The sequence below is a fragment of the Spirochaetota bacterium genome (assembly GCA_034190085.1).
GTDB lineage: Bacteria > Spirochaetota > UBA4802 > UBA4802 > JAFGDQ01 > JAXHTS01.
Genome location: JAXHTS010000072.1, coordinates 46,178 through 61,804 on the forward strand (window position 1 = coordinate 46,178; position 15,627 = coordinate 61,804).

Here is a 15,627-nt window from a genome sequence, read left to right on the forward strand (position 1 = left end):
TTTACATTGCTTTTCTATACTCTTTTTCTATAATTTCCTTAGATTATATAAATTGATCTAACCTCACAAGAGGTAATCGCCAGACACCTTTGCCTCTAATTAAGAACTCACAACATCCTTACTGGATTAGACAAGCTGGTCGTTAAATTATTTCAATTCTCAGGAGGACCCTGCAATGCCAAAGAAAAGCATTTATAAATCTAAAACATGGGCAAAACACTATTCAAAGAATGTCGCTTTGACATATGATTATGAGAAGAAGACTCTTATAGACTATTTAGAGGAAATGACAAATAGACATCCTGATTCAACCGCCCTGATATTCCAAGGCTATAAATTGAGCTTTAAAGAATTCAGGGATATGGTGGATAGGTTAGCAACAGCTTTTGCTGACTGGGGAATCAAAAAAGACGATAAGGTCGCAATTCTCTTGCCCAATACGATACAGTGTGTTGTGGCATATTATGCTGGCCTTAAGGCTGGGGCTGTTATTGTTATGAATAACCCATTATACAGCGATAGGGAACTTGAACACCAGCTTAATGATTCGAAATCTCAAATACTTGTCTGTATTGATCTTCTTGCAAACAGAATGATCGATTTAAGACCCAAAACAAAGGTGAAACAGATTGTGACATGCAGCATAGGCGATTATCTACCATTTCCAAAGGACATTCTCTTCCCGCTTGTTGCAAAGAGAAAGGGTTTAAAAGCAGATGTAAAGGAAGCGCAAAGTGTTTTTCCCTTTAAAGAGATTATTAAAAAATATTCTCCAAATCCTCCAAGGATTGATTTGAGCTTCGATGATATTGCGATGCTACAGTATACAGGTGGGACAACAGGGGTATCCAAGGGTGTGATGTTGTCTCACGCTAACATCAGCATAAACGCCCAGCAATGTAGAAAATGGTTTTCTGAATTTATCGAAGGGGAAGAGAGGGGAATAGCCGCCCTACCATATTTTCATGTTTTTGGCCTTACCACAGTTATGAATCTCTCAATAATGAATGGTTGGACACAAATTCTAATTCCTAGACCAGAACCGCAGACCCTGCTTGAGTCAATTTCAAAATATAAACCTACCTTTGCTCCGCTTGTGCCGACCATGTTTATTGGAATGCTAAACCATTCTGATTTATCAAAATACGACCTAAGCTCACTCAAGGGATGTTTCTCTGGGAGCGCCCCCCTTCCATTAGAGATAAAGAAAAAATTTGAAGAGATTACCAATATGCAAATTGTTGAGGGTTTTGGGCTGACAGAGTCCAGCCCTGTCACACATTGTAATCCCTTTGGAGAGGGTACTCTTGAGAAGGAGGAGAGTATTGGTATCCCATTTCCGGATACAGAATCTAAAATAGTGGACATTGACAATGGCAAGGAGGAAATGCCTGTTAATGAACAGGGCGAACTTATAATCAAGGGCCCTCAAGTCATGAAGGGATACTGGAACAAACCTGAAGAAACAAAAAATACACTTCGCAAAGGCTGGCTCTATACTGGCGATATTGCAAAAATGGATGAGGATGGCTATTTCTACATAGTTGACAGGAAAAAAGATATGATTATAGCCAGCGGATATAACATCTATCCAAGGGATATTGATGAAGTGCTTTTTAGACATCCAAAGGTACAGGAAGCCTGCACAATAGGCATTCCAGATAAATACAGGGGAGAGACAGTAAAGGTTTTTATAGTATTAAAGGAAGGGAAAACTGCTTCTGAGGAGGAGATTCTTAAATACTGCAAGGAGAACCTTGCTAGGTACAAAGTGCCAAAATTTGTTGAATTCAGGGATGAACTCCCCAAAAGTACGATAGGCAAAATACTAAGGAAGGAATTGAGGAAAGAGGAGTTGGAAAAATCCAAACCAAAGAAGGGAAAAAAATGATGAATGATATAATTAACAGGCGTATAGGGGAATGGACAAATCCACCATACGATACTAATACGATTGAGGAAATAGATGAGCTATTGAGACAGAAAGATGAGAAGGAACTGTCTGACAGGTTTTATAAAATACTTGAATTCGGCACAGGGGGGCTTCGTGGTATTATCGGCGCTGGCACAAACAGGATGAATATCTATACTGTAGGAATTGCTACCCAGGGCCTGGCAAATTACATATTACATAAAGGAGGAAGGGATAAGGGTGTTGTAATAGCCTATGACTCAAGAAGGATGTCAGACACCTTTTCTAGAGAGACAGCTGCGATATTGGCAGCGAACGGTATTAAGGTGTACATCTTTGATGAGATCACTCCGACACCCCTATGCTCCTTTGCCATAAGAGAGCTTAGCGCTATATCGGGCATTGTAATAACTGCCAGCCATAATCCTCCTGAATATAATGGATATAAGGTATACTGGGAGGATGGTGGACAAGTGATTTCCCCCTTTGATAATGAAATAATCGAAGAAGTAAAGAAGATTGACTCTATTACCATGATAAAAAAAATAGACTATAATTCAGGGATGGAATCAGGGATAATAAAAACTATTGGCGACGAGATAAGGAAGTCCTACATTGCAAAACTTGAAAAAGTAGCTCATAGGCCAAAAGCTGAATCTAATATTAAGATTGTCTATACACCTCTTCATGGATCCGGATATAAGATAATCCCTAAGGTCCTATCTCATTTCGGTTTCAACAATCTATCACTTGTTGAAGCGCAGGCAAAGCCTGATGGGGATTTCCCTACTGTGCGATACCCTAATCCAGAAGAGAAGGAGGCTCTTCAACTTTCCCTAGAACTTGCCCAAAGAATTGATGCAGACATAATATTGGCTACTGATCCGGATGCTGATAGAATGGGCATTGGATTTAAGGATAAAGATGGGAATTACCAATTGATAAATGGCAATCAAATCGGCACGATGTTGGAGTATTATCTGCTAACCAGATTGAAGATTGAGAACAAGCTACCAACTAACGGATCTATCGTTAAAACAATAGTTACAACAGACCTGCAGAAAGATATTGCGGAGGATTTCAACTGCTCATTAGATAACGTTCTAACAGGTTTCAAATGGATTGCTATGAAGATAAAACAATATGATGATGAGGGGAATCGCAGGTTTATTTTTGGTGGAGAGGAGAGTTATGGGTATCTTCCCGTGGATTTTGTAAGGGATAAGGATGGAATAAGCGCCTGCTACTTCTTCTCTGAGATGACGGATTGGCTCTTAGAGAGGAAGAGCAATCTGAATGATTTTCTAAACGAAATATACACGACATATAGATTATACCTCGAAGACCTTCACTCCCTCACCCTTAAGGGGATGGAAGGGACTGAACGAATTAAAATCATCATGAAGACCTTTCGAGGCTCTCCCCCATCAGCCTTTGGAGGGGTTGAGGTGGCAAGAATAGCTGATATACAGAATCTCCAGATCAAAAATCTGAAATCAGGAAAGATGGAACCGATAGAAGGACTTCCAAAATCAAATGTGCTTCAGTTCTTTCTAAAAGATGGATCAAAGATCACGATGCGGCCATCAGGCACAGAACCAAAAATCAAATTCTATTTCAGCGTTAGTGAAAAGGTGGACAAGGAAAACATTGAGCTGATGAAAGAGGAGCTCAGGAAGAGGATTGAACTTGTCAAGAAGAGCCTCATTGAAGAAGTGAAGCAGGTATGATACTATTTAAAAATTGAACCTGAAATCTCAAATAATATCCAAAATTGCCTCTTCCCTTTCCCTCATCTTTCTTTCATCTTCCTTGGATGTTTCATGATCATATCCAACTAAGTGCAAAATCCCGTGTACAAGCAATCTCTTTAATTCATCCTCAAGGTTGACATTATACTCCTCTGCTTGCTGTTCTGCCATCTCAAGGGATAAGAATATATCTCCAATATATCTATCCTTCAAACCAATCTCAGGGAAGGGAGGGTCATTATAAACGAATGTTATTACATCGGTTGGTTTATCTTCATTTCTATATTCACTATTGATACCCTGGATATAATTATTATCAGTAATAATCAATGTTAGATCTATATTTGAAATATTCAATTCTTTGCATATTCTCTTTAAAATATACTTAACATCCCTCTCTTTTAATTTATTTGCTAAAAGAGATACCTTCCCCTCTTGAAAAATCTCAACCCTCATTTATCCTTTTCAATACCCTCTTCTCAATCCTCTTAATCTCCCTCACCTCAGGGTATCCAATTCTTGTATGAAATATTCCATGCAATACCTTTATTATTGCCATCTGTATCTTATTAAGCTCAGACATGGTAAGATCAGAATATTCTAGTTCTCCTTCATTTAGCCTATTATAGATTATCTTTTTAACAAGCCCCTCAAGTTTTATTTCTGTTGGATCTTTGAGTGATCTTGATGCTGCTTCTACAGAGTCCGCAAGCATTAAAACAGCGGCTTCTCTGGAATGTGGTTTTGGACCATAATACTGGAACTCTGCTTTATCAATCTCAGGCAAATTGCTGGAATTTTGCGCCTCTTCTAATGCTTGATGATAGAAGAAAGTCATTGTTGATTCTCCATGATGTTCTCCAATAAATTGAATAATGGAGTCAGGGAGTCCCTCCTTTTCTGCGAGTGCAATCCCCTTCTGTACATGAGAAATAATAAGCTTCGAATACTTGGAGGGTGTAAGATCCTTAGGTGGTCCATTGCCCACCATATTTTCAATATAAATCTCAGCATCCTCAATCTTACCAATATCATGATAGTATCCGCCAACCTTTGCTAAAAGTGAATTCGCTCCAATAGCATCGCATGCTGCTTCAGCCATATTTGCGACCAATAAGGAATGATTATAAGTACCTGGGGCTCGAATAAGCATATCCTTAAAAATTGGCGCATTGAGATCAGATAGTTCAAGAAGCTTAAATTTTGTTGTAACCCCAAAAAGATTCTCATAAATAGGAAATATTCCCAATACAATGATAGAATTAATAATGCCATTAGCAAAGGAGAGTCCCACATTATTCACAATATTAGGATAAAAACTGGATTCTTCGATTAAACCAAGGGCTACAATTACTAATGAGTTTATAAAACCCAAAAGGAGACCCCCTTTGAGAAAATCTGTTCGCCTTTTGAAATCACCAATTATAAACACTCCTAGGACTGCTGAACTAAAGGCTAAAGCTACAATTGGGAATGAAGCGCCTCCAATAATAAAGATAAAAAAGACCATATATACTCCCGCTATCATAGAAACATATATGTTGCATAATATAGAAACGATCATCGTTACAAAGGGAATGGGCAAATAAAGTGTAAAGATCATATTAGAATCGTGAATATTTTCAATTCTGGAAATAAAAAAGGTATAGAGAATAAAAAAAAGAACAAGAGAGAATATAATTATAGGAGACTTTGCATTTTGAATCAACCTATGATAAAACCCCATAAGAAAATATCCAAAAATAAGAACTATAATCAGTTGTAACAATAATGTTCCTGCAATATAACTGATATTAGTTGATGCTGTATGTTTGTTAAGCACCTCAATCTTGGTTAATATCTCTGTAGTAACCACATCTCCATCCCTAACCAGAGTTTGTCCCTTTTTTAGGATGCCATAAATGGGCTTAATAGATCTAATCTTCTCATCGATTCTCCTTCTACTCTCTTCAGTATTAAACTTAAGATTCGGTTTAAGATTTTTCCTTACGATCCTATATACAACCCTTAGCTGTTCTCTTGTAAGATTCGGAGCAATGGAATAGCATATCTTGTAGAGCTTGCTTTTGATCTCCTGTATTGTCTTCAAATCATCAATAGTCATTGAGATCTCATTTGTATCTTCAGATGTATTTATAGTCCGGATTGAAATATTCTTATTATTTATCTTCAAGGGATTATCATAAGGCTCCCTCAAAATACCCCCATCAAAAATGTATATCATTATTCTATTTATTATTCTTCTCAATCCCTTGGGATTTTCATGTTTTAATAATTCCCATAATACCCTGTCACTATACATCATATGTTTAGGTAGCTTTGATTTGAGGGCTATTAGCTGGTATGTTCTGTCATCTCTTCCTATTGGTGGGCTTTCATATAATGTTGTTGAGACATAATTAAAAAGAGTTTCTACTATTTTTATCCTCTCAATGAAGACGGACTGATCTCTATCAAAGACTAGTGGCACTATCTGTGATACTCTCTGCTTCTCCATTTCAGTCTCAGAATCAATCCTGTATTTTATATCCCCCGGCACTCTTATATCATCCTCTGCAATATCTCCGATACTGAATTCATATGTAGTGCCAATTATATTTATTGATAATAATGCGGTAGAAATCAAAATAATGATTAATGTCAGAATAAAGATGAGTCTGATTTCAGATTTCATTACCATTGGTTTCAAGTATTTCCTTAGAACTCTTCTCATTTAACCAACAATATAAAATTGGTTTCTGGGTTTCTCCAATAATTATCCCATCTTAGCATAATTATTATATGCCTCCACAATCTTTTCTACAACGGGATGTCTACAGATATCCTCTTTGGTTAATTCTATAAAAGATATTTCATCAATATTTTTTAATATTTTCATTGATTGTAGAAGGCCGGAGTTTTTTGGTTTTTCAAGATCAATCTGAGTAATATCCCCTGATATTACGATCTTCGAATTATTACCGAGTCTAGTTAAAAACATTTTCATTTGAGATGTGGATGTATTCTGAGCTTCATCCAATATAACAAAGGCATCGTTTAACGTTCGACCACGCATATATGCTAAAGGCGCGATCTCAATGCTATTTGATTCTATGAGCTTAGAAATCCTCTCAAAGGGTAAAAGATCAAAAAGCGCATCGTAAAGGGGCCGCAGGTAAGGATTAATCTTTTGTATCAAATCTCCTGGCAAAAAACCAAGACTCTCTCCAGCCTCAACAGCAGGCCTAGTTAGAATTATCCTCTTCATTCGTCCAGAAATAAAATATAAAAGAGCGACCGCAACAGCCAAATAGGTTTTACCTGTACCAGCCGGTCCATAAGCGATGGTTATTGGTGTTTTATGAATTGATGAAATATAATGAGCCTGATTAATTGTTCTTGGAACAATCGTCTTGCTGGCTTCAGGTATTGTTATTTTTAATCTTTTAATCTCATTGATGTCTACACTTTTCCCAGAAGCGACTAGGGTCGCTAAATACTTAATGTCAAACTCATCAAATTCATATTTATCGTCATTTAAATGTAAATAGTCTCCCATCAAATGGAGAAGCCTTAATGCCTTATCAGCATTTCCGTTTTGATCGCTTATAATCAGTATGTTCCCTCTTGGTATTATACCAACCTTTAATATATCCTCAATTATTTTAATATTGATATCCTTGACACCACAAATCCTCTTATAAAGAGAGGTATCATCTATCTCAAACTTGTTCTCCATAATTTTATCTTTCCACCACCCTTATGCCTAATTCTTTTAGTTGCTCTAAAGATACATGTGCCGGGGCCTCACTCATAAGGCATTGTCCCCTATGAGTCTTCGGAAAAGGAATAACATCCCTAATTGAGTCTCTATTAATTAGTAGCATCAATATCCTGTCTAATCCAAGGGCTATACCTCCATGCGGAGGAGCTCCATAACCAAGCGCCTCGATTAGAAATGAAAACTTTTGTTTATACTCCTCTTCAGGTATTCCAAGAATAGAGAACATCTTCTTTTGTAATTCGATGTTACTTATCCTAATCGAACCTCCTCCTATCTCAACACCATTCAATACAATATCATATGCCTGAGACTTTACTCTCTCTACATTATCAGGATTAATACTATCCAGTAAATCTATATGCGCTGGCATTGGAGAGGTAAAGGGGTGATGTTTAGCAAAAAATCTCTTTTCATCATTATTATATTCCAAAAGTGGAAAATCAGTTACCCATAAAAAATTTAACTCATCCTTATTAATTAAATCAAGATCATCTGCTATTCTTTTTCGTAGGTTAGCGAGGGTATCATTGACAATAATTTGAGAATCGGAAGAGAAGAACACTATTGTATTCCCTTGAATATTAAACCTTTCAATTAAGATAACCCGTTGCTCTTCGTTAATAAACTTCGAAATTCCACCAACAAAAGAACCATCCTTACATCTTATCCATGGAAGGCCCTTTGCCTTAAAAGCCCTAACATACTCTGTATATTCTTCGATAGTTTTTCTGGATATCTTCCCCTGATCTGAGATTGCAATACCCTTGACAATTCCTCCTCCTGACAAGGCGGATTCAAAAACCTTAAACTCAGTATTCTGAAAAATATCACTGCAATCAATAAGCTCAATATCAAATCTCATATCAGGGGCATCAGTGCCGAATCTTGCTATTGCGTTATCATAGCTTATCCTCTGAAATGGAATCTTTATCTCCTTGCCTATAACATCCTTGACCATATCCCTCAATAATTCCTCAATTATCTCAATAATATCATCAGGTACAATAAAGGACATCTCAATATCTATCTGGGTAAACTCCGGTTGCCTGTCATAACGAAGATCCTCATCCCTAAAACATTTGGTAATCTGAAAATATCTGTCAAAGCCGGAAACCATTAAAATCTGTTTAAAGAGTTGGGGAGACTGAGGAAGGGCATAAAACATCCCCTTATTTATTCTACTGGGAACAAGAAAATCTCTTGCCCCCTCTGGGGTTGATTTGTTAAGTATCGGTGTCTCAATCTCAAGAAACCTGTTCTGAGATAAATATTTTCTGACGCTCTGCATCAATATATGCCTTTTTATTATAGCCTCCCTCATATCTTCCCTGCGTAAATCCAGGTACCTATACCTCAACCTCATATCTTCGCTAACTGACACCTTAAATTCTAGAGGAATTGGGGGGGTATTGGATGTATTTAAAATCTCAATGTGATCAACCACAATCTCTAATTCCCCTGTGACTAAATCTGGATTGATGTTATCCTCGAATCTTCTTCGAACTAGCCCCCTTGCAAGTATACAGTATTCACTTTTAATCTCTTCAGCTATGCTAAACATGTCTGATGAATTGGAAGAATCAATCAAAACCTGAATAATGCCTGTCACATCTCGAAGTTGAATAAATATAATCCCTCCCAGATCTCTCTTCATCGCCACCCATCCACAAAGAAGCACTCTCTTGCCAATATCTAAGATTGACAACTCTCCACAATAGGATCTCTCTTTCAACATTCTTTTGCTTCCCAACCTTTGATATTAATATAATTAAATTAAATAGTTCAATGAGAAGGAATGGCTCCACTATCACCCCATAAGAGTGAAGATGGAGCCATTCAACTTAACATCTATATTCGATATACCTTTTAACCTACTCAATTACAATTGTACTTAAAAGTACGATTCCATTTTTGTGATAAGGCACAACTTCTATTGATATATTAGCTAAATCCTTAAATTAAAAACAATTAAGCATAATATTGCCTAATTTCGGTGTATCTAAAAAAAGGCTTAAGGATAAGTAATTGATAATGGATGAATTATATCTCAAATCTAATAAATCTTCAAATAATATTTGCGATGAAGAATGCGCCATTTCATTGAAGGTTTAAATATTGATGTTGAATAATCTTGTCAAGCGCAAAAACGGGTTGGGAATATTCGGATTAGAATAATATTCTATCATATTATACTTATTTATATTTTAATGAACATTATACAACAGGAGAGAATTTTTATACTTATTATGATGTGTATTGTTAGCGGAGGAGGGACTCGAACCCCCCACACCACGGATATGAGCCGTGTGCTCTAACCAACTGAGCTACTCCGCCAAATTTCAAATTAGCGCGGGCAGGATTTGAACCTGCGACCTTTGGGTTATGAGCCCAACGAGCTACCAGCTGCTCCACCGCGCGGTCATTAAGAGCACTATTATAATGAAAATAAACTGTCAACTAATTTTCCAGCATATCAATACAATTTTTTGTCTCATAAAATGCTATTCATACATGAGTTTCTCATTTTAAAGAATAAATGATTCATCATGAGAATAATATAAATCAAGTTCTAAAGTTAAGTAGTAAACAGATAGCATCTACCTTTGAGTAAATTCAATATCACCCCAAACACGCATGAGAAATATAATAATAGTAAATCGTAATTCTCAAAAGACAAATAGAGTATTTAAGCTTTTAAAACGATATGAGGAGCCTTCTCTAAATCAGATTTATGAGGAGGTGATGCTAGAGAAGCGCATACAGCCCCAAACAGTAACATTATAAGCACCCCTATAAACGCAAGATCGTAATTCCCGTATTTATCAGCAATGTAACCGGCTAGCACAGGCACAGGCGCCCCCAGACCGATTAGAAAGGGTTGAATAAATCCATTGATGCTGGCAAAGGATGAGGGACCAAAGTAGTTGCCGATCATGGCCGGAAGCATAACAACAGTTGTGCCAAAGGCAAATCCATAAATCGAACCAATCACAAGCATGGCAGAGATGTTTAAAGGGGCTTTCCAAATACCGAATAATGATAATGCCATTATCCCCATAGCCGCTGATAAAATCCAGTGAGGCTCAATTCTGTCCCCTGCAATCCCCATGGGGAAACGAGCCACACCACTGCTTAAAATAATGATGCTGATGATAGAGGATGCTTGCAATGCAGAAAACCCTACATCCGTTAGGTGCAATACTCCATGAACGGTTACTATATACAGGGACCAAAGTTGAGCAAGCATGACCAACATTGTCAAGTACAAAGCCCATGTATGTAAAGTCTCTTTTAAAGTCCAGGAAACTGACGTTCGAAAAGTTTTAGCAGATTTTAACACACCAGATCCAGTTACTGTTCTGTTATCATCCGAGTTAATGCCATCAATGTGTTGACCAATGTCGGAGGGTTTCCCTATAATCCAATATGAGGCTATTAGAGCAATAAGCGAGAAAATACCAATAATCAACCACCCCAATTCCCATGATCCAGCCATCTGCATTATCCATGTTAGTAATGGAGTGATGATAAATCCTGCAACTGCTGCACCGGTTAGAACTATACCCAAAACAGTAGCCCTCTTGACATTAAACCAAAACATAATTGTGGTCTGTATCGGTATTATTCCAGAAAAGGCAAAGGCAAATGGCATTATAATGCCCCAAAGAAAAATCCAATGCCAAAGTTGACTGGCAAACAGACCCAGCAACAACATCGACACTGTCATAATACCAAGGCCAATTGACATTGTGAGTCTAGTTCCATATCGGTTGATCGTTAATGCAACCATTGGAGCCAGTAAACCAACAATAATACCTCGAATGGTATGGGCGAGTGAAGCATCTCCACGACCCCATCCCTGAGTCTTTATCATTACCGGGAATATTACAGTAAAACCGTAAAAGACTATGCCCATGGCTGTCCCATAGATAACAAAAAGAAGAGACACATTTATCCAGCCATAAAAGTTAGCCTTTATTATTTTCTTCAACATTAATCAACCCTCCAAATCTAAATCCACATTACTATCTCATACATTCCTTGCAAAATAGGGATCATCAATGCAAAAAACAGCTAAAAATATGCAAATATTTATATTATCAATAGCCAACCTAGTATGAAATAATCTCAATACTGCTTGAAAATATAAAAAAATACTTGCTTATTTACGTTTGAGTAATAATTATATAAAATTTGTTCAAGAATCCGCATCATCCATTCGATGTAAATACTGAAAACTAAAGAAATGAGGTGCAATTTGTTTCAAAAATATTTTAATAATGAGACTATCAGAATAATATTCCTATTCATTATGGTAATTTCCTTACTAATAATATCAGGTATAACTCTCTAAAGTAATAATTATGCCAACAACATTCATTTGTTGTTGGTTTAGTAGTTAAGATTAATATTCTATGCTAATATCCTGCATTTACTCTCCCCCCAACCATTATTGGTAAAGCGTCTTAAAATCATTATACTTCAATAAAGGATGCTTGTGTTGATATGTTTACTAATAAATTATATCTTCAAGATGGCTAGAGAGTATAATTATCATCACCCCATAAGCGATCAATAAACCATAGACGATTAGCCAAGGTTTACAATGCTTATCTGATATTCTTAACGCTTCGTCAAACCTATAACAACTCCTATTGAACAATGCTAATACCAAACCCGTTCCAAAGGTTATAATAAATCCGATCGCATTCCACCATAACCATGATATCTTTATAATGCCAGTTGATAAAAAGACATTTATACATACGCCCATAATCCCACCGAGTATTACATCTCGTGAAGAGGCCCTTTGTATAAACATTCCCAGAATAAAAACAGCAGCAATAGGTCCATAAAATATGGAACCTATCATGTTAATTGACTCAATAACTGTTTTGGAAATACCTTCAGTGATAAATGCAAATCCAGTGCAGAAAAATCCCCAGAAAAGGGTTGTAAGTTTTGATGCCCTAAACATTTCATGCTCACTCAATTTTTTTAGGATGGTCGGTTTTAGGATATCCTCGATTGTTGATGCGCTGAGAGAATTTAATGCGGAATCAAGTGATGACATGCTTGCTGCAAGAATTGCCACAATAATAATTCCGGACACGCCAGCAGGTAGATAATGTACAACAAATACTGGAACCATATAATCCACCTTGCCTTTTGGAATGAGGCTCATGAATTCATTATTGGATAAAGCGAAGGCACCTATTATCAATCCGACAATGCAATAACTGAGCACCACCGGATATCGTCCGATTGAGTTGAATATTAGAGATATTCTAGAATCAAGCAACGAACGTGCAGAAATTTCCCTCTGCACCTGGCTCTGATCGAATCCATAATATGATGTATAGAGGAAGAATCCACCAATGAAGAGTGGAAGAAATCCGAAAGTGCCGTCTTCATGAAAACCAAACTCATTAAAATCAATGGCAATAAGCCTATCTGTGGAAATGTATTGGAAGATTGCTTTCCAACCTCCAATATAATTTAAACCAAAAATCACGCATATTATTATTCCTACAAAGATGAGAAGCATCTGTATCACATCTGAGATTACAACCGCCTTAATGCCGCCCATATAATCATAGATTATCGAAACCGCTCCTATTATGAATATTGTATATGTAATCGGAATCTTTAACATCACTGATATTACTATTGCAGTTGCATAAATAGTCACACCAGTTGCAAGTCCCCTGCTTATGAGGAAAACAATGCTTACAAATGAACGTACTATCCTGTCATCGAATCTAATCTCAAGATACTCATAGATACTTATTAATCCAAATTTATGGAATAGAGGTATCACCTTCCATATAAGGATAATCATAGCAAAGGGTACCGCGAATTCATAACCAAGCCAAATAAGGCCTCCCCCGGGCCTTAATCCTACAAATGCGGGAGCAGATATAAAGCTAATTGCGCCAAGTTGAGTTGCCATGGTGGAAAAGCCGACAGACCACCAAGAAAGATTCTTTGAACCCAAAAAATAATCCTTCAATCCAGTCTGTGACCTGCCTAAATACCATCCAAGGAAGATCAATCCTAAAATATAAATGATAATAATCCCCCAATCAATAAGGGTCATAATTTAGCTGTTCCCCTTTGTTATTATGTATATATCTGTTCATGTAGTAAGGATTGCATCTACTATATTATGCAACCCAAATTAAATCCGTCAGCAATAACCTGAGCTATTTGCCCAGGCTCTCGACAAGAGCCGACAGAATAAGATTCTACACCTTTCGTGCTGATAATTTTACCCAATTCATCACGGCTTTCCAGACCTGATGCGATGAGAATGGCATCTGTCATTATCTTCTCCTTTTTATTGTTCCGCACCAGAGCTATTACGCCATCCCCCTCTATTTCTACAACCTCAGTATGGGTAAGGATTCTGACCTTCCTACGCAATCTCGATATCATCACCCCCCTATTGGTTGGTCCAACATCTCTGGCAAGAGTAGAAATTTCGATAATTGTCACCTCCTTGCCATTTTCAGCTAAAAATTCAGCAGTCTCCAAACCAATCATACCACCCCCAATAACTAGTACCCTTTTACCTTCAATGCTATTCCCTCTCAACGCATCAAGCGCAGTCAATACCTTATGATCCCTAATACCTGGAATATCTGGAATTATTGACCTAGCCCCAGTAGCAAGGATAACAACATCAGGATTAGCTTGGTTTAATTCTTTAATGGTAAAGGGCGTTCCGAGCTTTATTCTTACCTGTAACCGATCCATTTGCAGGGTATAATAATCTATTATACTCCTCAACTCACCTTTATGTGGTGGTATAAATGACAGATTCAACATCCCCCCCAATTTTGTATCCTTTTCGTATATTGTCACAAAATGTCCACGCGTAGCAGCTATGCGAGCAGTCTCCATGCCAGCAGGACCTCCCCCAACAATAATCAATCGCTTTGGCCTTTTAGTTGATCTAATCAAACCCTCCCCCTCCCTACCAGATTCAGGATTCAACCCACACATAACCTCTGTTCTTTCACCGCGAAGGGATTGAACAAGTTGATCAAAGCAATAACAGCATGCCGTGCAACGCCTTATCTCATCGTCACGACCATCCCAGGTCTTCTGGACAAAATCCGGATCACACAAAAGGGCTCTTCCCAGCCCTATCAAGTCAGCCTCGCCCCTTACAAGAATTTCAGCAGCGACAAAGGGATCATTTATTCTTCCAACCGTGGATATTGGAATATCCACCACTCCCTTAATTGCAGCCGCCATATAGGAGAAGGCGGCGGGTGAAACAGACATTGGAAGCATTGGCCTAGATGATTCATGCCATCCAGCCCAAACGTGCAATCTATCAGCTCCGGATGCAACAATATGTGGAACTATTTGTAATGAATCCTCAATATTCCGTCCACCCTGCATCCCGTCATCCGCATCGAATTTGACACATATATTGAAATCATCCCCAACCCTAGCCCTTGATTCTCTAAGGATAGAGAGTAGAAAGCTCGCCCTTGCCAGCGTATCTCCCCCATACTTATCCTTCCTCTTATTAGTCAAAGGGGATAGAAATTGACTTATAAGATAGCCTGAACTACCCATAAGTTCTATCCCATCAAATCCAGCCCTTCGTGCGCGAAGGGCGGCTTCTGCAAAGATTATGATCAAATCATCCACTTCCTCAGTAGCAAGCTCTCTGGGTGTTTCTCCAGTATATCCGGACATAATGGGAGATGGAGCTACAGACTGTCTGCCAAGCAATACACCTGGAGAATAACGGCCAGCATGATTTAGCTGCAGAACGATCTTTGCACCGCAACGATGAACAGATTCGACTAACATGGATAACGGTTTAATATCATCATCGGTCTCAATCAACAATTCATCCCTCACACCAGCCCTGCCGCTGGGATGGATAGAAGCCTCCCCTGTAGTAATTAGACCCACACCACCCTTTGCACGGGCAACCAGAAAATCCGTCATGCGATCCAAATTATATCCTGTCCCCATAGGTGCCATATATAACCTATTCTTCAACAGTAGGTTTGGCATCTTAAGAGGCTCAAAAAGGGGATCTAATCTTCTATCTCTCATAATGACACTTTAATTCCTCGATAAAAATATTACTATTACAAAAAATGGCACCTCATGGGATCTAAAACATAAACGATATAGAGATAATTGCTAATGTCAACTAGAAATGGAGATAT

The 15,627-nt window shown here is 37.9% G+C and carries 9 protein-coding genes and 2 tRNA genes; 2 read left to right on the plus strand and 9 right to left on the minus strand.

The window, feature by feature from the left end; all coding sequences use genetic code 11:
• Nucleotides 1–175: 175 nt before the first annotated feature.
• Entirely contained in the window at nt 176–1,891 is a 1,716-nt protein-coding gene (locus SVZ03_14640) for a long-chain fatty acid--CoA ligase (protein MDY6935450.1), read from the plus strand.
• A complete protein-coding gene (locus SVZ03_14645; protein ID MDY6935451.1) occupies nt 1,888–3,642 on the plus strand; it encodes a phospho-sugar mutase in 1,755 nt (584 codons plus the stop codon). The genes SVZ03_14640 and SVZ03_14645 overlap by 4 nt, the downstream gene beginning before the upstream one ends.
• Nucleotides 3,643–3,669: 27 nt before the next feature.
• On the opposite strand, the gene ybeY is transcribed toward SVZ03_14645, so the two are convergent.
• The 9 genes from ybeY to SVZ03_14690 form a co-directional block, all read right to left on the minus strand.
• Entirely contained in the window at nt 3,670–4,119 is a 450-nt protein-coding gene (ybeY, locus tag SVZ03_14650) for an rRNA maturation RNase YbeY (GenBank protein ID MDY6935452.1), read from the minus strand.
• Nucleotides 4,109–6,343: an HDIG domain-containing protein gene (locus tag SVZ03_14655; protein ID MDY6935453.1), complete on the minus strand. Its 2,235-nt coding sequence runs from the start codon at nt 6,341–6,343 to the stop codon at nt 4,109–4,111. The genes ybeY and SVZ03_14655 overlap by 11 nt, the downstream gene beginning before the upstream one ends.
• Before the next feature lie 75 nt (nt 6,344–6,418).
• Nucleotides 6,419–7,381, minus strand: coding sequence for a PhoH family protein (locus SVZ03_14660; protein MDY6935454.1), 963 nt, complete (start codon nt 7,379–7,381; stop codon nt 6,419–6,421).
• 4 nt (nt 7,382–7,385) lie between these two features.
• Nucleotides 7,386–9,161 (minus strand): aspartate--tRNA ligase, encoded by a 1,776-nt coding sequence (aspS, locus tag SVZ03_14665; GenBank protein MDY6935455.1) that lies wholly within the window; start codon nt 9,159–9,161, stop codon nt 7,386–7,388.
• A gap of 525 nt (nt 9,162–9,686) precedes the next feature.
• Nucleotides 9,687–9,760: transfer RNA gene (locus tag SVZ03_14670), tRNA-Met, on the minus strand.
• 11 nt (nt 9,761–9,771) lie between these two features.
• Nucleotides 9,772–9,844, minus strand: a tRNA-Met gene (locus SVZ03_14675).
• Between the two features lie 268 nt (nt 9,845–10,112).
• The gene (locus SVZ03_14680) at nt 10,113–11,420 is read right to left on the minus strand and encodes an MFS transporter (GenBank protein MDY6935456.1); all 1,308 of its coding nucleotides are present in this window, start codon (nt 11,418–11,420) and stop codon (nt 10,113–10,115) included.
• 519 nt (nt 11,421–11,939) lie between these two features.
• A complete protein-coding gene (locus tag SVZ03_14685; GenBank protein ID MDY6935457.1) occupies nt 11,940–13,526 on the minus strand; it encodes a sodium/solute symporter in 1,587 nt (528 codons plus the stop codon).
• A gap of 62 nt (nt 13,527–13,588) precedes the next feature.
• A complete protein-coding gene (locus SVZ03_14690) occupies nt 13,589–15,511 on the minus strand; it encodes an FAD-dependent oxidoreductase (GenBank protein ID MDY6935458.1) in 1,923 nt (640 codons plus the stop codon).
• Nucleotides 15,512–15,627 lie beyond the last annotated feature (116 nt).